General features: G+C 50.4%; 15 protein-coding genes. 3 read left to right on the top strand and 12 right to left on the bottom strand.

Features of this window, described 5'->3' with window-relative positions; translation table 11 throughout:
* Positions 1 to 101: 101 nt before the first annotated feature.
* From ACTHPM_RS04825 to ACTHPM_RS04810, 4 genes are all read right to left on the bottom strand, one after another.
* Complete coding sequence (locus ACTHPM_RS04825) at positions 102 to 1,505, bottom strand: amino acid permease (protein WP_440394056.1); 1,404 nt, start codon at positions 1,503 to 1,505, stop codon at positions 102 to 104.
* A gap of 117 nt (positions 1,506 to 1,622) precedes the next feature.
* Entirely contained in the window at positions 1,623 to 2,066 is a 444-nt protein-coding gene (locus ACTHPM_RS04820; RefSeq protein WP_440394055.1) for an SMI1/KNR4 family protein, read from the bottom strand.
* Between the two features lie 264 nt (positions 2,067 to 2,330).
* On the bottom strand, positions 2,331 to 3,251 hold the full coding sequence (locus ACTHPM_RS04815; RefSeq protein WP_440394054.1) for an NAD(P)/FAD-dependent oxidoreductase: 921 nt from the start codon (positions 3,249 to 3,251) through the stop codon (positions 2,331 to 2,333).
* 138 nt (positions 3,252 to 3,389) lie between these two features.
* Positions 3,390 to 4,058, bottom strand: a complete 669-nt coding sequence (locus ACTHPM_RS04810) for a hypothetical protein (RefSeq protein ID WP_440394053.1) — start codon at positions 4,056 to 4,058, stop codon at positions 3,390 to 3,392.
* Between the two features lie 357 nt (positions 4,059 to 4,415).
* On the opposite strand from ACTHPM_RS04810, the gene ACTHPM_RS04805 reads away from it, so the two are divergent.
* Both ACTHPM_RS04805 and ACTHPM_RS04800 read left to right on the top strand, forming a co-directional pair.
* Positions 4,416 to 5,075: a hypothetical protein gene (locus ACTHPM_RS04805; RefSeq protein WP_440394052.1), complete on the top strand. Its 660-nt coding sequence runs from the start codon at positions 4,416 to 4,418 to the stop codon at positions 5,073 to 5,075.
* A gap of 318 nt (positions 5,076 to 5,393) precedes the next feature.
* On the top strand, positions 5,394 to 6,626 hold the full coding sequence (locus tag ACTHPM_RS04800) for a cytochrome P450 (protein WP_440394051.1): 1,233 nt from the start codon (positions 5,394 to 5,396) through the stop codon (positions 6,624 to 6,626).
* A gap of 112 nt (positions 6,627 to 6,738) precedes the next feature.
* On the opposite strand, the gene ACTHPM_RS04795 is transcribed toward ACTHPM_RS04800, so the two are convergent.
* The 3 genes from ACTHPM_RS04795 to ACTHPM_RS04785 all read right to left on the bottom strand — a co-directional run bounded on the left by ACTHPM_RS04795 (position 6,739) and on the right by ACTHPM_RS04785 (position 11,358).
* Positions 6,739 to 9,009, bottom strand: a complete 2,271-nt coding sequence (locus ACTHPM_RS04795; protein WP_440421447.1) for a glycoside hydrolase family 3 N-terminal domain-containing protein — start codon at positions 9,007 to 9,009, stop codon at positions 6,739 to 6,741.
* Between the two features lie 78 nt (positions 9,010 to 9,087).
* Positions 9,088 to 10,215, bottom strand: coding sequence for an NAD(P)/FAD-dependent oxidoreductase (locus ACTHPM_RS04790; protein WP_440394049.1), 1,128 nt, complete (start codon positions 10,213 to 10,215; stop codon positions 9,088 to 9,090).
* 201 nt (positions 10,216 to 10,416) lie between these two features.
* Positions 10,417 to 11,358: a VanW family protein gene (locus ACTHPM_RS04785; protein WP_440394048.1), complete on the bottom strand. Its 942-nt coding sequence runs from the start codon at positions 11,356 to 11,358 to the stop codon at positions 10,417 to 10,419.
* 617 nt (positions 11,359 to 11,975) lie between these two features.
* On the opposite strand from ACTHPM_RS04785, the gene ACTHPM_RS04780 reads away from it, so the two are divergent.
* A complete protein-coding gene (locus ACTHPM_RS04780) occupies positions 11,976 to 13,292 on the top strand; it encodes a catalase (protein ID WP_440395355.1) in 1,317 nt (438 codons plus the stop codon).
* A gap of 115 nt (positions 13,293 to 13,407) precedes the next feature.
* Here the strand turns inward: ACTHPM_RS04780 and ACTHPM_RS04775 are convergent, their stop codons facing one another.
* From ACTHPM_RS04775 to ACTHPM_RS04755, 5 genes are all read right to left on the bottom strand, one after another.
* A complete protein-coding gene (locus ACTHPM_RS04775) occupies positions 13,408 to 14,964 on the bottom strand; it encodes an ABC-F family ATP-binding cassette domain-containing protein (RefSeq protein ID WP_440394047.1) in 1,557 nt (518 codons plus the stop codon).
* 210 nt (positions 14,965 to 15,174) lie between these two features.
* On the bottom strand, positions 15,175 to 16,611 hold the full coding sequence (locus ACTHPM_RS04770) for a radical SAM protein (protein ID WP_440394046.1): 1,437 nt from the start codon (positions 16,609 to 16,611) through the stop codon (positions 15,175 to 15,177).
* 17 nt (positions 16,612 to 16,628) lie between these two features.
* A complete protein-coding gene (locus ACTHPM_RS04765; RefSeq protein WP_440394045.1) occupies positions 16,629 to 17,417 on the bottom strand; it encodes a prolipoprotein diacylglyceryl transferase in 789 nt (262 codons plus the stop codon).
* A 39-nt stretch (positions 17,418 to 17,456) separates the two neighbouring features.
* Positions 17,457 to 17,720 (bottom strand): B-box zinc finger protein, encoded by a 264-nt coding sequence (locus tag ACTHPM_RS04760; protein ID WP_440421445.1) that lies wholly within the window; start codon positions 17,718 to 17,720, stop codon positions 17,457 to 17,459.
* 103 nt (positions 17,721 to 17,823) lie between these two features.
* Entirely contained in the window at positions 17,824 to 18,204 is a 381-nt protein-coding gene (locus tag ACTHPM_RS04755) for a helix-turn-helix domain-containing protein (protein ID WP_440394043.1), read from the bottom strand.
* Between the last annotated feature and the right edge of the window lie 174 nt (positions 18,205 to 18,378).

The following is an 18,378-nucleotide window of genomic DNA, read 5'->3' as shown; positions in this document are numbered from 1 at the left end:
GAGCCTGTACATTTTATGTAAAAAAAGCGCCTCATTATGCCTTGAAATATACAAACGACAAAAAAACCGCCTGCTGTAGGCGGTTCAATCATCATTCACGTTTATCGGACCTTACCCCGACCTCGTATCCGGGTTATACCGGCTTTGGCATGCGAGTCATATTCTGATTCATCCTTTTTTGCGCGGTCCGCTTTATTCCAGAAGTGTCGCATAATCAGCGTGACGCAGCCGATCACGACTATGAAGCCTAGACTGATGAAGAATCCCGGGCGGCTTATTTTATGAAAAAGGGTTCCCACAAGCGTAAAACTGATGAGAATCATCCCGATATACCGTTTGGCTTTCCCCCAACCGGTAAGCTTCAGCAGCTTTCCGGACGTCAGCAAAATGAACAGCCAGTTATACAGAAGCATCATCCCTGCTGCTGTTGTAATGTATTCATAGACGCTCTTTGGCATCAGGAGCGCAACTACAACCGAGGCGACAAGCCCGGCTGCCGTGAGCGCAATGGCTGGCAATGGCTTTTTGCCCTCTTTTTTCTTGCCTTTCGTGAAAAACGGAGGGGCGTCCCCATCGCTGGCCAAGGTTACGATCATGGTCGTTACGGCGAATAGAGAGGCAGTCATCGTTGAGAAACCTGCAATGATCAGTATCGCATTAAACAAATGCGGAACAAATGGCAGCTTATAATCCACGAGTGCCACCACGAACGGACTTTTCGTTACGATATATGATCTCCAAGGCTCAAGTATCAAGGCCAATCCGATAGAGATCACATAGATAGACATGAGGAGCAGCAGCATCACTTTCCCGGCTTTCGGCGCGTCCTTCGGCTCTTTCAGTCTCATCGTCATCAAACCGAGAGCCTCGAGCCCGCCATAACCGTAAAAGGCAAAGATGAGCGCCGCCCAAAAACCGGTAAACCCGTTGGGAATCCAGTCCTTCGGAAAAGCAGGACCATGAGAGCTTGTCTTAAAGACGCCTGTGATCGCCAAAATGGCAATAACCAGAAACATGAAAATTGCGGCGATTTTCATTACAGCGAAAATACTCTCCATCCGTTCAAAACCCTTGGTCCCGATCAGGATGATGATGAGACCCAGAACGCCGTACCCCGCGGCAAAACACCACATGGGAATTTGAGGGAACCAGAATCTCGAGAATAAGGCGAGAGCGGTAAGCTGACTGCCCATAATCAGGAGCTCCGACGACCAATAGACCCAGCCGCTGCTGAATCCCGCCCACCTTCCAAAAGCTTTTTTGGCATACGAACGAAAAGAACCCTCCATAGGGTCTTCGGCCGTCATTTGGGATAGCTTGTCATAGACGAGATAAGCTCCGAAAGCCGCCAATGCATATGCGATGACCGCCGAGGGACCCCCGATTTGAATTGCGATATGAGACCCTAGGAAAAAACCTGTACCGACCGTGCAGGCGACTCCGAGGAGCGACAACTGCCACCATTTCAGTTTTTTCTCTTTTGCATTACGTTTTTCTTGTGCCAACTCATCGTACCTCCTTCGTGAACTCTATTATCTTTCCCCGAAGAAGCGATGTTATGTATAAATTGAAAGACAAAAAAAAGCCCGCAGTGTCTGCGGACTTATTCATTACCCTCGTACTTACCATTCATAAAAATTTTCCTCAATCAAAGCTTCAAAGGAACTTGCCAGTAGCCTCATTTCACCGGTATCGTGATGAAAAATGATGATCTCCCCTGCCGGATTAATGATAATCGGGTCGCCTGAGCCGTCCATCGAGATCACATAGCTTCTCTGCAGCGCTTCTGCGAAAGCATGTTCCTTGTACTGATCCCGGAATCTGAGCGTAAGATCGATAACCGTTTCGCGTCCGATGCTGGAGCCGTTTGAAAAGGCGTGTACCGCAAGACCCGCGTATGCTCCCCCGAACGTCTGAATAAAGTGTACGTAGTCATCATGAAAGCGTACGGCCAACCGTTTCTCTGCATCTTCTATTTCTTCCAGGCTCGCCGGATTGCCGAGGAGCGTAATATTGTCCTCCCTGAGAAGAAAGTTGTGCAATCTATCCATGATCGCTTCTTTCATGAATTTCTCGCCCTCCTTGATACAGTTATTTGACTCACTAGGTATGCTTTCTTGGGTAAGGGTATGATCCGAAAGATCCCGATATACCGGAGGGGATATCGCAGTGATATCCCCTCCGTCATCATTGTTGCAATTCTGCAGCCACCACCGATAGAAACGGCAGCGAAGGACTTCATTTCGGCGTTGTCAGGTGTATTAACCATTCGCCAAAAACAGGGAAAATCCTGTTCCGGAAGCGCGAAAAAATAATCATTTGCGCATATTTTATTTTAATTCATTCGCCTGCCAGATCTCTTCCGTCAGCTCGGCCATTACCGCAATTGCCGCCTTACTGCCTGATGCTGCGGCAAAAACCAGCTGAGAAGGCATGACATAGGCTGAATCGCCTGCCGCGAAAATACCGGGAACTGTAGTGCGTCCCATTTCATCCGCAGCAATTCCTCCGTTTGGGGTGGTTTCATATCCTAACGTTTCATGGAAGCAGGCATTCGGTATTTGCAGCGGATCGATGAACCCTCCACTTCGTTCGATATGCGTTCCATCCTCAAAATGCACCCGTTCCAACTGACCGTCTGATCCGGATAAGGCAGTGACGGGCGTATCCACAACCTTAATTCCGCGAACTGCCATCTGCTGCCGCTCTTCATTATTTAATATATTCGAGCCATTCGTGCAGACGACAATATCCTGACTCCAGTTTAGCAGCAGCTTAACCTTGTGAATTATCGCTGGAACATCCGAGATCACGACAAGCGGTTGATCACGCAGCTCCCAACCGTCGCAGAACGGGCAGTTGAACAGGCTTTTACCATAATATTCACGAATACCTTCGATATTGGGGAGCTCTTCCTTCAGACCGGCGGCCAAAATCAGCTTGCTTGCATGCAGCTGCTCACCGGCAAACGTTCGAAGGCTAAAGCCGCCATCCGTCCGTTGAATGTCGGTGACCTCAGACTGCCAATGATGGACAGATGGATAACGAAGCACTTCTTCGTAAGCAATGCGCCGGAATTCGGCCGGTTTCACACCATCACGGGTAATAAACCCATGTGAAGCGTGAGTTACGCCGTTTCTCGGGCGGCTGTTATCCAGCAGCGCAGTGGCACGCCTTGCTCTGCCAAGCACCAATGCGGCATTTAATCCCGCCGGCCCTCCACCGACAATGGCACAATCGTAATTTAACAATGAAATCCCTCCAATTCATATTTTAGATATAATAGATATTTATTATCTATTATTTATCCAAGCTATGCATTGCCCTGTGATCTACAGGACAATGCATATTCATTACGGACTTAATGTGTCTATAATAACTATATTGTATTATTTCGTCAAGAGCCTGCTGTATTTGCGGATCCATCCAATCATGATCGGGAGCAGTGCAAGGAACACAATGCCGGCAACGATCCCGAATCCGATCTGCCTTTCTCTTTCCTCTGACAGCATCCGCGCAACGCTCGTTCCGATCAGAAGCACATTCTGCCCGTCTTTGCCTGGATAGGCAATGGGCTCGAGACGCCCCATATGAGCCCTGCCGATAACTGTAACCTGTTCCCCGGGGCTCACGGCATAATAACCGAACGCCGTTTTTTTCGGACTTTCCACGAGCAGCGGCCGGGATGAACCGCCTTCGTGAATGTTGGGTGTTTGTTCCGCAATGACGGTCGTCGTATCCAGCGGAAGCCAATCGTCATAGAAACGGAACCAATCCGCCTGCACGTTCACGCCATTCAGCATGAAGCTGCCCCGAACATCCGGTTTCAGGTCTTCGTCCCACTGATAATCGCAGCCGCTTTTGCTGCAGTGCCATTGAAATTTCTCTTTTTGAAGCAGCGCATACCGATCCCGGAGCTTGCCTTCATCTGTCACTTGAGTCATACCCTCTGCCACACCTTCCAGCCTGACGATCCCGGTGGTGTCAGCTCTCAACTGATCGATCGGACGGGCGTTCGATATGACTAAAGAGAGTCTTGCAGATTCCCACAATAGCAAAAGCAGGCCTGCCAACACGAAGAAGCCGAGGAACTTCAGCAAACCGAACCAGATTCGCGAGCCTCGGCTCTTTTGTGGGGACTTTTTTCGCTTTCCATTTTTGAACTTTGTCCTGCCCTGGTTTATATATTGGGTACTCCTTATTTGCCTTTTAGCCATAAATTAACGTCCTCCCTGCCAACAAAACTAGCATGATCAGTTTAACATACGGTAAGGAACCCGATTCCGTTTCGTACTTTCAAGGTTATACTTTATTAATGACTTGCCATTCGCCATAAAATCTATTAATTTAATTTTTGATATATTCATTATTCCAAACTTACAAATAAGACAATTTCAAGGAGGTTCCATCTGGAAATGAACCAAGTGAATAAACGGCTGCTTTTGATCATTTTTGCTGCACTGACTGCCTTGCTCGGAGGGTGCAGTGCTTCCAGTAAACAAACGGTGCCTCAGGAATCGGATCCAGATGCCATCCTGAAGGCATTATTCGATGTGGAACACATTAAGTCAGCCAAGTCGGTAATTACGCATCCTTTAAGCGAAATTTCGGAAATCGAAGACCATATAAGCATCCGATACCAATACGCTTTTCTGGTCAAAGGAGCGGTAGATGAGAAAAACAATGCCGTTCCAAACAAACTATATATCACTTCTGCGGTCGAAAATACGAAAAAAGGCAGAGAAATCAGCATTCGATACATTGATGGCGGCATCAATGGGGAAATACGTAAACAGAATCCGAAGCATAGAACGTTTACCGTGAATCCATGCGGTCAAGAAACCGGCTCTGACTGTGAAGATGGCCAGATGGCTCCATACGAAGCTGAGGCTGTCATTTTCTCGGTGGATGACTTTCCGGAACTTAAGCCGCAGCAAAACGTCGTCGATATTAGCGTGAAATATGCTCTGGCAAATAGCAAAAAGGAGCTACGCGAGCAGTTTCTCAGTGACCGGGGGCTGCAGGAAAGGGACAAAGCGGAAGTATCCCTGAAGCTGCCAATGTCGTTCTATTAATTCCAGCATACGGCCTTCCGCTTAAAGGGAGGCCGTTCCCCCCCAGCTTACCAGGCAGATTACTTCTCATTCATATTAGGAACACCGGCTCACTTCGCTATACCCAATCCCCGTGATGACGTCCTATTTCAGCAGCAAGTGTGATAATTCGCAATCTACCCATGACTCTAAAAGGCTTTTAACAAATGGAAATGAAACGCATGCTCAGACCTTTCGGCATGGGTCGTTCGAATGTGGTCACCCATTTTTGGATGTGTTACGATTGACATATTGTCAATAAACCAGATTCAACCAATCCAACAAACGGGAGTGAAGTATATGCAAAAGGAAGTCATCTCCTTAGCTGAAATCACCCAGTTTCGCTCAGCTGCTGAGGAATTCAGCCCTTATGAATGGTACAAGCATCACTTGGAGCATGAGCCAATCAGCTACAATGAAGCTACGGATTCGTGGAATGTATTCCGTTATGAGGATGTCAAACGCGTGTTAAGCGATTATGAGTACTTTTCCAATGTGCGGGCGCGCACGACGATCAGCGTCGGTGCTGACAATGAGGAAGGACAGCATTCAGGCCGAGTCAATTTGAGTACGGACCCCCCGGAACACCGCAAGAGCCGCAGTCTGCTGTCCGCTGCTTTTACGCCGAGAAGTTTGAAGCTGTGGGAACCGCGTATTCATGAAGTCGTTCGTCAGTTGATCCAGGATATGGGCGATGAGCCCGTCATTGATATCGTCAAAAGCTTCTCCAGCGCACTGCCCACCATCGTCATAGCAGAATTGCTGGGCGTACCGCCCGAAGATCGGTTCTTGTTCAAAAAATGGGTCGATCACCTCTTCCTTCCGCTAACCAAAGAAAACAATGACGATGTTCAGGAGCTAAAGCGCCGGGCAGCCAAGGAGTACTATCAATACCTCTTCCCTCATGTCGTTTCGAAAAGAGCAAATTTGACCGACGATATTATTTCCGATCTGATTCAAGCCGAGGTAGATGGGGAGCGTTTAACGGATGACGAAATTGTCCGGATGACGATGTTCATTCTGGGTGCCGGCATCGAAACGACAAGTCATCTCCTTTCCTGCACTTTCTATTCCTTCTTATATGACAACGACCAGCTTTACGACGAAATCCAATCGAACCGTGAGCTGATTCCAAATGCAGTGGAAGAAATGCTCCGCTACCGTTTCAATATTACCAAAATGGATCGTACCGTGAAGCAGGATAACGAAGTACTTGGCGTGAAATTGAAAGAAGGCGATGTCGTCGTCGCATGGATGAGTGCCGCCAATATGGATGAAGCCATTTTCAAGGATCCTTTTACACTGAATATTCACCGTCCGAACAACAAGAAACATTTGTCCTTCGGCAATGGCCCTCATTTCTGCCTCGGTGCTCCGCTAGCAAGACTGGAGGCTAACGTCGGGCTCGGGCTTTTCATGGACCACTTCGAACGAATAGAGCCTGTACCAGGATTCAAGCTGGAAGAACATCTGACGCCTTCCGCAACCGGACAGACGCTGACTTCTCTTCCGGTACGCGTCCATCGCCGCTGATTCAGCAGCACAACACATCAAACTGAATACAAAAGCCTCTCCTTGAAGGAGAGGCTTATTGCTATGCTTGCATTCTTCGTATACATTCCATGTTTGGAAAGTTTGCCCTTCTTTAATGATCACTGCCCTTGCTTGAATCCGCAGTCAACGGCAGCACGCCTCCGGCTTTCAGTTTACCGAGCAGCACCTTGATCCCTGCTTCGGTATTCGGCTCCTGTTTGCCATAGACGGCAATACCTGAATGTATATTGTGCAGATAGATCGGCTCATATGGGTTACCGAGCGATAACACCGCATAGCGCATATTTCGCTTATTCAACGCTTCGATCAAGGTTTGAACATCCGCCCACCCGAACTGACTGGCCACGTTCCGGAACTGATAAGAGGCCAGGATGACGTAATCCGCCTTACTGATCGCCTGAAGTGCATTATTCGTTGTTCCTTGTCCCATAAGGGTTATCTCCGTCTTTAATGATAGATCACTTCCGGCTTGCTTCAGCTGCCTCTCAAGCTGCTTCGCCTGCTCCACATCGGTAGCGGCAATAACAACGCGGTCGCCATGTTGAATTTGATCCGGATGCTCCCCGTCGCGGCCGGCCAATAATGAGACCGCCCGCTCGGCGATTTCCCGCTCCACCTTGCGATGCTCCACCGATCCGATGATACCGTTAAGAACGGTTAATTTCTGCGCAAGGCTCTCAGTAGGTTCAAACAAACCATATTTTGCTTTAAGCTCCAGAATCCGCTTCACCGACGTATGGATCGTATCGATCGGAATCGTCCCGCTTTTCACCGCGTTCACCAGCGTTTGATGTGCGGCAGCCGAGTCTTGCGGCATGAGGATGATATCTACGCCAGCCGAAACCGCACGCTCCACCGCCTTATTCTCCCCAAAGTTCTCCGATAGCGCGTTCATGGTGAACGCATCAGAAACGATGACCCCTTTGTATCCCAGTTCGCCCCGAAGCAGTCCGGTCAGCACCTTCTTCGATAACGTGGCAGGAAGCGGCACGCTGCTTCCGTCCTTGAGCGAGATAACGTGTTCATTATCCACGGCCGGAAAAGCAATATGAGCGGTCATCATCATATCAACCCCATCATCAATAGCTGCCCGGAACGGTTTCAGTTCCACCGCATCAAGCCGCTCCCTGTTATGCGTAAGCACCGGCATGCCCAGATGGGAATCTACCGCCGTGTCTCCATGCCCTGGAAAATGCTTGACTGCTGCTATGACCCCTGATTGCCGCAGTCCGTTTATGGTTGCGATGCCTAAACGGGATACCAAATCGGCATTCGAACCAAAGGAGCGCATGCCGATGATTGGATTGTCCGGATTGCTGTTGATGTCGAGTACCGGGGCAAAATTGACTTGCACGCCTAGCGCCTTCAGCTCCTCCCCGGTCAGTCTCCCGGCAGCTTCTGCCATTGATGAGTCCCCGGCTGCGCCTAGCGCCATTTGACCTGGCAAATTCGTTCCGCCGGGAATTCGCTTAATAACGCCTCCCTCTTGGTCGATGCCAAGAAACAGCGGAATGTCGCCTGCTTCGAGTTGTATATCATGCGTGAGCGTCGTGACCTGCCGTGCGTTTATTATATTTTTATCAAAAAGAATAAGTCCGCCCAATTCGAGATCGTGGATGCTGCGTTTCAATCCTTCGTTGACCGTCGTTGTCGCTTGGCCATTCCATTGCCTGATATCAGGCATGAGCATTTGACCGACTTGCTCGCTGACTGTCATATAAGACATCAGCTTGTCCCAATCATGAGCCTGGATGGCTTCCGCACGTTCAAATCGGATCACCCGAGTCATAAATACGGCAAATTCTGCCCGCGTGACCGATCGATCCGGCCTGAAGGTACCATCCGTATACCCGCCGATCAGACGGTTCGAGCCCATTATGAGAATCGGCGCTGCCGCCCAATGCTGTTCGATATCCTTCAAGCTTACGGGCTGCTTGCCTGCATCAAGCGAGTATGCACGGCTAAGAAATGCGGCTGTCTCTGCGCGGCTGAGCGGAGCATCCGGATGGAAGGTGCCGTCAGGAAATCCGCTGGCAAGCCCATTCTTTTCGGCTATGGCGATCTCCCGGTAAAAAGGATGTGTTCGCGGAACATCCTTATAATTCGCCCCCTCCGCTGCTGTCTGCAGCTGCTGCGGATACAGCTCACGCACCATGAAAGTCACGGCTTGCGCTCTGGTCACAGATCTCTCAGGCATAAACTTCCCATTGCCATATCCCGCAACGGTTCCTCTTTTAGCCATATAGTTAATGCCGTCTTCCGCCCATTTCGACTGCTGAAGATCGGTAAACCGGTTTTCCGCAGCCGCACTTCCTGCCCAAACGAGCATGGATCCAAGTACGGCACCGAATATCGTCATCATTTTTATATTCATCTGTTCCACCTCTGCTGCCTTTTACGTGTATGATGAATAGACGCTTCCGAATTACGATTAGTTGCGCTAACCGTTTTCCATCGCTTGCCGAATGTCATAATCCTGAAGATCGATGTCTGGCGGTAACTCCATGGCAAGTTTGGCCAACTGACTGCCGATGTAAGGCCCCATCGTAAGCCCGGAAGCGCCAAGTCCATTTGCAGCCAGAAGTCCCTCCCACCCCGGTACGGTGCCGATCACAGGCAGAAAACCGGGAGTAAAGGGACGAAATCCGACCCGAACTTCCTGAAACGTGCTATTTGCAAGAGCTGGAGCCAATGTCAGCCCTTTATTCAGAATTTCCTGCATACCTCCCGGAGTAATTCTGGTATCATACCCATCGACATCATTATCGTGTGTCGCTCCGATGACGATCTTTCCATGATCGAAAGCGAGCAGGTATTGGTCAGAAGGCGGCATGATGACAGGCCAGGTTCCCGTCTCTTGTTCGCCAGGAATCTGTACGTGCATGATCTGGGCTTTTTGATAACGAACGTTAAAGTGAATGCCCAGCGGCTTCAGCAGCTGTCCAGCCCATGCTCCCGCACATACCAATGTTTGGTCAGCCGGGTAGCGGGTTCCGCCGACCAGAGCTCCCGTCACGCGATTCGAATGAAACTCCAGCGCAGCATCGCCATGTACGATTCGGGCACCATGCCGCTCGGCTGACCGCAGCAGCGCATCGCGCAGGGCGCGTCCGTCGACACGGGCAGCCCCGCTAATTTTTACAGCATGATATCCATTTTCCAATATCGGAAATGACTCACCGGTTTCCGTCTCATTCAGCTGAACAATATCTCCAATTTCCGGCGCATCAGCTTTTCTAAGCGAAGCACGTTCTGCCATTTTTTCTATTTTATCCAAGTCGTGATGAATACTAAGGGCACCGACCCGGGCATAACCCGTTTCCGTCTCGCCTTCTTGTTCAAGTTCTCGGATCAGCCCGGGATAAAACCGAGCACCTGCTGCTGCCAGCCGGTACCACGCCTGATTGCGCCGCTGCGACAGCCAGGGACAGATGATGCCTGCTGCTGCATCCGTCGCTTGTCCCGGTTCATTCCGGTCGATAATTAAGACATCCGCTCCTGATTTCGCCAGCTGATAAGCGGTCGAAGCCCCCAGTATGCCCGATCCTATGACAATGTAATTGTTCATGATTGCAAATCCTTTCCTTGCTTGCTGCTACCATTATAACGGACTTGACGGGCACTCGGCGAACGTTTTTGGTCAGTTCCATCCTTTGCGTTCTTGGTTACGGCGTGATTAGCCCACAATCTGAAACGTTAAAAAAGCCTAAAAAGCCCCGTTACGGTGACTTTTAGGCTTAATATTCGACCTTCATCCGAACCGCTTACACTATTCTCCGCCAACGGGGCTCGGAGCCGCAGGCACTACGCTGATTTCTTCCGGAAGCTGGTAGGAAATGCTCGGCACCTTTCTCGGCAGATACTCGATGACATCGGAAGAATAGATGGCGACAGACACGCTGCCCCCACCCGCAAAGGCGCGAATCAAAACAGGCTGGTTGTATGTATTGCTGAACACGAAATCCGGACCGCCCCAGCTGACGGTCGCGTCCCGTCTCGGGGGAACGTATGGTACGTGGCGGCTGTGGGAATAGCGCTGAACGATGTTCAGGCCAGCCCGGTCGGCCGCATTAAACAGCGTGGAGGATACTTGGCAGATTCCACCGCCCACACCCTCTGACAATTCGCCGCGAACGATGACGGCAGCCCTCTTATAGCCTCTTCCCGTTGTTCGTATGCCGACGACTCGGTTAAAAGAGAAGGTTTCACCCGGGAAAACAACCGCGCTGTCGATCGCCTTGGCGGACAGAACGATATTATGAGAACGATCGGAGTTGCTTGAATTATAATAAGTGACGTAATAACCGATTTGTTTGGCTCGAAGCGATGCGAGAAGTTCCGTATCCACCTTCGGATATACGGGATACATCGGCGCTTCGAAAAATGCCGGACCGCTGCCGTAAATATAAGCATAGTAATGCTTCAGCAGCTCCTTGCGGTTCAGTTTGAACCCGTTCCGGCCGGGTACGATCTGTCCATTGCTTCCGATGCGGGCATTAACCGCTTCCTTATAAGTTCTCCGGTCCAATTCGTTGACCCAGGCTTCATACTTGCTCATATCGAGCAGCGGAAACACGTCCAGGGTGTGTGCTTCCCGCTTGAGGCTTGATATCACTTGACCTTCTTGGGTAACCGTAAGTTTATCAGAAAGTTTATCGGGATTTTGTATGTCATCGTTGTCCTGCAGCAGGGAGAACAAAAGACAAGCCATGGCTGTCCATTTCAAACATCATCACTCGCTTATCATTGTGGTCTATCATTCTTGATGTTGAACGCTGTACATTGTTTCGGAATGCTCGGTACATCGCCTGATCTTCTGCTAGTATGATGACAATGGATGTTATTCATGCAATAAATGCGCGCATAAGATGAAATCTAATCCATATCACTCTTTCCCTAGAGACCTCGCGAGGTGGAACCGGGGATATCCATTATTGCTGGCTTCATCCGCCCAAACAGCGATCTTTGTATGAAAAGAGCGCCGTCAGGGTCATATTTGCGGCAGAAACCCGCATAAACAATAGAGTACCCGAGAGTATGAGCATATGAAAATGGAGGGTCGTAATGGACGAAAAAAATGGATGGTTTCAGTTGGAATCTTCAACACTTCGCAGCAGCGCCTTGCCTCCGAGCCGAAACATAACCCATATTTCGCCGATGGATGATTATAGACAGCAGGAGCCGCATGCACAGGTTCCAACAAACAGCCTCGAACAGAAACAGACGGCAGAATCCCCGAATCACAGCAAGGACGTGTCCCCCTTTAGGCCAGATCCGGATCAAAAGGCATCTCAGAACGTTCATTCTTCTCATCCGTGGTCTGAGGATATGCCTGCCGAGCTCCATTCGCAAACGGTCGGCAAACGAGGCCCGGTGCTTGAGCAGGACAATATGTTGCATGAGACCCTGGAAACCTTCGTACATACTAAAATTCTGGAAAGGCCGGTACACGTGAAGGGCTTTGGCGCTTTCGGTTACTTTCAGACCGTACACCCGATGACGGAATATACCAAGCTTTGCTTCTTGCAGACACCCGGTCAGCAGGTTCCCGTTACCGTAAGGTTTTCACTTGCCGTCAGCAATAAAGGAACGCCGGATACATCCCGGAACGTCAGGGGGTTCTCAACAAAGTTCTACACGGATGAAGGTGTGTTTGACCTAGTATGCAACCATATTCCCGTATTTTCTGTTCGCGATGCCATACGCTTCCCGGAGTCGATCAAAGCGTTCCTCCCTTCGCCCAAAAACAACCTGATCGATCCGGAACGGTTCTGGAGCTTTGTTGCCAGGGCACCGGAGTCCACGCATTTTCTCGTTTGGCTGTACTCCGACGTTGGCACGGTCAAAAGCCTGCGTCACATGAAGGGGCATAGCGTGAATACGTATGTCTGGAAAAATGCGCAGGGCGTCCGCACCTATGTGAAATATCACTGGATCCCTTTCGGAGGCGAGAAGTATCTTAATGCACAGGAAGCTGCACGTTTAGCGTGCGAGAATCCGGATATCGCCGGCAAGGATCTTTATGACACCATCGCTGCCGGAAAAATTGCCGACTACGGTCTTTACGTACAGCTGATGAATCCGGATGATGCAGCCCATCTTCCGTATGACCCGCTCGACGACACCAAGATATGGGATGAGCAGCAGTATCCTCTGAAACCCGTGGGACGGCTCGTGCTGAACCGGAATCCGGATAACTACATGGAACAGGTAGAGAAAATAGCCTTTTCGCCATCCAATTTATTGGAGGGGGCCGAACTATCTGACGATAAAATGCTTCAAGGCCGCTCCAACATTTACTGGGATTCGCAGCGCAGACGGCTCGGGCCGGACTTCCGAGGCATTCCCGTGAATCATCAGGCGGATTGGTCGCCGGCATCCCTGGTTACGAGCGGAAACGGCAGAACCGTCGAAGGGCAAATTGAGAGGAGCGACCTTTCCAAACCGGACGATTTTACGCAAGCCGGTCAGTTCTATCATGCGCTGTCTCCTGCACAGCAGGATCATTTGGTGGATAACCTTTCTGCTGATCTGAAGAACATCTCCCGTGAGACACAGCGTGTTGTGATCGGTTATTTACACGAGGCTTCGAAGGAGCTTGGCGATCGGGTTGCCAGGCAAATTGAGGAATCCTCTAAAGGATAATACAACCTGAAGCACCGTATCCACCTCCCTTCAAACTAAAAAACACCCCCAAATCCGCTGAAGCAGTTTTGGGGGTGTTTGATGTCTGGTTTATTAATCCCATAGAGATGAACTTTTAGAATACTTTGGTCGTCCAGGATTCGCAGTTCCATACATGCGTCGCAATATCGTTATAAAATTCGGGTTCGTGCGAAATCATCAGGATGCTGCCTTTGTACGCCTTTAGGGCGCGTTTGAGTTCATCCTTCGCGTCGACGTCCAAGTGGTTCGTCGGCTCGTCAAGGACCAGCAGATTGGTTTCCCGGTTGATGAGCTTGCACAAACGGACTTTGGCCTTTTCCCCGCCGCTCAGTACGGCAATTTTGCTCTCGATGTGCTTGGTGGTGAGTCCGCATTTGGCCAGCGCCGCGCGCACCTCGAACTGGGTATAGGAAGGGAAGGTTTCCCAAATTTCTTCGATGCAGGTGTTGTAATTCCCCTCTTTCATTTCTTGCTCAAAGTACCCGATTTCCAGGTTGTACCCGAGCTCCACGGAACCGGATAAAGCCGGAATTTCACCCAAAATGCTGCGCAGCAGCGTCGTTTTCCCGATGCCGTTCGCGCCAACAAGGGCCACTTTCTGACCGCGTTCCATCTGCAAATCCAAAGGGCGCGAGAGCGGACTGTCGTAGCCGATCACGAGATCCTTGGCTTCGAAAATCATTTTGCCCGAAGCTTTGGCATCCTTGAAGTTAAACTGCGGTTTCGGTTTTTCCTTCGCAAGCTCGATGACATCCATCTTGTCGAGCTTCTTCTGTCTGGACATGGCCATATTCCGCGTAGCGACGCTAGCTTTGTTGCGGGCAACGAAATCCTTAAGATCGGCGATTTCCTGCTGCTGACGGTTATAAGCCGATTCCAGCTGCTGCTTGCGCATTTCGTACACCTGCTGAAATTGGTCATAATCGCCCACATACCGTGTAAGCTTCTGGTTCTCCATGTGGTAGATCAGGTTGATAACGCTGTTCAGGAAAGGGATATCATGCGAGATCAGAATGAAGGCATTCTCATACTCCTGCAAATACCGCTTGAGCCATTCGATATGCTGTTCGTCCAAGTAGTTGGTGGGCTCGTCCAGCAGGAGGATATCCGGCTTTTCCAGCAGCAGCTTGGCGAGCAATATTTTGGTACGTTGACCGCCGCTCAGATCATTGACGTCGCGATCGAGTCCGATGTCGGTAATGCCGAGGCCGCGGGCCGTTTCCTGCACTTTGGCATCGATCATATAGAAGTCCTGGCTCGTCAGCGTATCCTGAATGGTGCCGACTTCCTCCAGCAGCTTATCGAGCTCTTCCGGGGAGACCTCTCCCATTTTGTTGTACATGTCGTTCATTTCCTGTTCCAGATCGAACAAGTACTGAAACGCGCTCCGCAGCACGTCTTGAATCGTCATGCCTTTCGTCAGCACCGCATGCTGATCCAGGTAACCGACGCGAACGCGCTTGGACCATTCCACTTTTCCCTCGTCGGGCTGCAGCTTGTTCGTCACGATGTTCATGAACGTCGACTTGCCTTCTCCGTTGGCACCGATCAATCCGATGTGTTCGCCTTTAAGAAGCCGGAATGAAACGTCCTTGAAAATGGCGCGGTCGCCAAAACCGTGGCTTAAGTTTTCTACATTTAATATGCTCATGTAATAGACACCTTTTTCTCGTTTTATCGATCTATTATAAGCATGAAAAAGTCATGATTTCAATATAAAGCCTTCATAATTACCGTTAAAATCAAAAACCGCCGTGCAGAGCGTTCTGAAAACAATAATTAGACGCCTCAACCTACAAACAGCCCCTCAGCCATTTCAATGCTGGAACATGAGGGGCAACAAGATAACCTTTATATCGATTTATGATTGCATTAAGCCTTCTTTTTGGGTATCCCACGCCGTTACGATTTCTTCTTTCCGCTCTTCCAACAGCTTTTCTTTGTCATCCCTGTAGAACAGATTATACGTATCGAAAGGAATGATCCGCCCGTCCGGATGGGCGATATGCACGCAGGACTTTTTGACGGAGCGCACATCAAAATTGTGTGCATCGAGAAACTGCATGATAATGACACGAAATACATTATCGTAAGATATCTGCTCCGGCACGGCGGCAAGCGGCAGGCAGCACAGCAGGCTTTTCAGGGAGAGGGCCGACGACTCCGGCGAATGGCCCGTGGACAGCAGCTCGAACATTTTGCCCCGGATAACCGGATCCTGTTCGAATACAATGGTATTGCTGTCTCCCTCCAGAAGAATGTCCGGGTCTATCATCCGGGTAAGCGGCAGGACCTCTCCCCCCAGCTTGAGCGCATACCCCATGGCCAAGCAATCCGGATGGCAAGGCACCGGCAAAATATCCGCATCCTCAAAAACCTCGGATTGCTCAATGATCATCCTCCGCACTTCGCTGACCGTTAAACGGTCGGTTGCCGGATCATAGCCCTCCAGACGCCCAGCGGCCTGAATCGGCTGAATCGTGACCCCTCGCACGGCTCTCTGCTGCAATCCATACTGGATGATGTCACCGATCTCACCGTCGTTCAGGCCCTTCTTCAACGTGACCACGAGGGTCGTCGAAATGTTGAATTCGTTCAGATGCTCGATGGCCTGCTGGCGAATCCGGCGAAGATCGGCGCCCCGCAGTTCTTTTAACACATGTGACTCGAAGCTGTCGAACTGAAGATAGATTTCAAAACCGGGCATGTATTCGGCGAGCCGCCGCGCGAATTCCTTATCCTGCGCGATGCGGATGCCGTTGGTATTCACCATGATGTGCTTGATCGGACGGCTTTTGCACAGGTCCAGGATTTCGAAGAAATCCGGATGTGTCGTCGGCTCGCCGCCGCTGATCTGCACGATGTCCGGCTCCCCTTCGTTCTCCACGATCCGGTCGAGCATGAATTCAATTTGCGCAAGCGACCGGTGCGTCGTGCGGTGTGGAGACGATTCGGCGAAGCAGATCGGACACTGCAAATTGCAGTGGTCCGTAATCTCCAGCAGCGTGAGGCAGCTGTGCTGCTCATGATCCGGACATAGCCCGCAGTCGTACGGGCAGCCATACCGGATTGGCGTATTCCATTGCAGCGGCATTTCGGAGGGCTTGATGAATCGCCGCGTTTGATGATAATAATCGACCTCCATGGAGATGAGCACTTTTTCGGGTCCGTGCACAAGGCATCTTTTGACCATGTAGATCCTGCCGTTCTCCTCTATAATCTTCGCTTCGACTTTACGGTAGCATGTGCTGCAAATACTGTTCGTTAGTTCATGGTACAAATAAGGCCGGTTAGGCATACGGCAACGCTCCTTCGTCAGCTTGGAATGTGTGAGCGCGGGATTGAACGGCCGATTCTACCCTTGCCGCCAATCAGCCACGCGTAATAGATCAGACCGGCGATGCAGGCGAGCTGAATATTGTTAAGGCCAAAGTACGGATGCAGCGTAGGCTTGATCCATTCGATGACGAAGCGGAACAACAGGTATCCGGCCATAAACCATTGGAACATTCTTCCGGATACATAGCCTTCCTGCATGCTTGTTCCACGGCTTTGCCGGTATAACGGTATCAATAGCAGCGCGAGCATGATTAAGAACATCATCTCATACAGCTGGGTCGGATGCCGAAGGAGACCGTCGCCGAAATCGATCCCGGTGATCCAGGTCGTCGGCGTACCATACGTCTGGTCATCAAGACCCGTTAAAAAGCATCCGATCCGCCCCAAACCGAGTCCGATCATCAGCGGGTAGACGAAATCATCGCCAGTTGAATGCTTCCAACCGACCCAGCGCTTCGTCAGTTCCACGCCTATCAAGCCGCCCAATAGACCTCCGACTATCGTTTTGCCGCCCCACAGCAGGTGGAATTGGCTTAGCTGTTCCCAAGTCGCTGCGGGATCCTCCAGCCAGAACAGCAATTTGGCACCGATGGCCGCGCCGGCAATGATACCCGCCAGGATCTGCAGGCTCATCAACTTGGACATGCCGCTTGGCCGCCGGGTCCAAAGGTATACCCGAAAGCCGATAAAATAAGCCAAGGATTCAAACAGCACATGCGGATGAATTCGCCAGGCACCCACATGCAAATATACGGGAAACTCCATATGCAACTCCTTGTTACTTGTCGTTTAATAACACATTCTTTAGTAGGAAAAAATCATGGCTCCGCAAATTGTGATCAACAGCAGCGCAAGTCCGCCAATGATGGCAAGCAGGGAGACGACGATGGTCCATGCCGTGCTCCTTTGCTTCTCGGGCTGGGAGGTGGCGTGGTTCATCACGCCGCAGCGTTCCCGGCAGCGCCCGGTATGAGGGTCGTAGCAATATTCGCACACGGGTTTGCCGCAGCGGCTGCACTGAGCGACGGCCGGCTCCTGCGGGTGATTCATGCAGCGGTACCCTTCCATTGATTCACCTCTCTTTCCATAACATGTTTATTACTGATATTGTAAACGCTGCCGTGCAATTAGGCTACCGTTTCCTGGTTTTGATATAACCGGCGCAATCCGGCTAGCGTACCGGCATTTGATCTGAAGCCTCACATTCACTCTCCCTGATGTACTGCCGATATTCGGCCGGCGTAAGGCCAAGGTGCTTTTTGAACATTTTATTGAAGTGCTGATTGCTGGAATAACCGATATGGGCTCGGATCGCATTCACGCTCATATCCGTTTCGTAGAGCAGGCTTGTCGCTTTTTGAATCCGAACGTTGGTTACATACCTGCTGAAGCCAGTGCCTGTAACAGTCTTAAACAATCTGCCGAGGTAGGCGGGATTGAAGCCGAATCGTTCGCCTAACGACGTTAAGCTGTGGTCTTCTTCGCAGCTTGAACGGATTAATTCTTCAATTTCCCTGATTACCTGCGCACCGTACGTGTTTTTGCGATCCATCATATGTCTCCATGTTATTTATTTAAATGAGCACCTGATAAAATCCATGACAAGGTACAACTTTAGGTGGACAGTTTGTCTTTATTTTAAAAAATCTCGGAGCATGTGTTTGGTTGAATTGTCGGTTATTTTAGTCAATTTATCGGTACATCATTGTGCGTACCAAAAAAACCT

Origin of the sequence: Paenibacillus sp. SAFN-054 (assembly GCF_051966755.1) — a bacterium.
GTDB lineage: Bacteria > Bacillota > Bacilli > Paenibacillales > Paenibacillaceae > Paenibacillus_AQ.
Note: the sequence above shows the minus strand (reverse complement) of the source record. Positions and strands in the feature narration are given on the sequence as shown.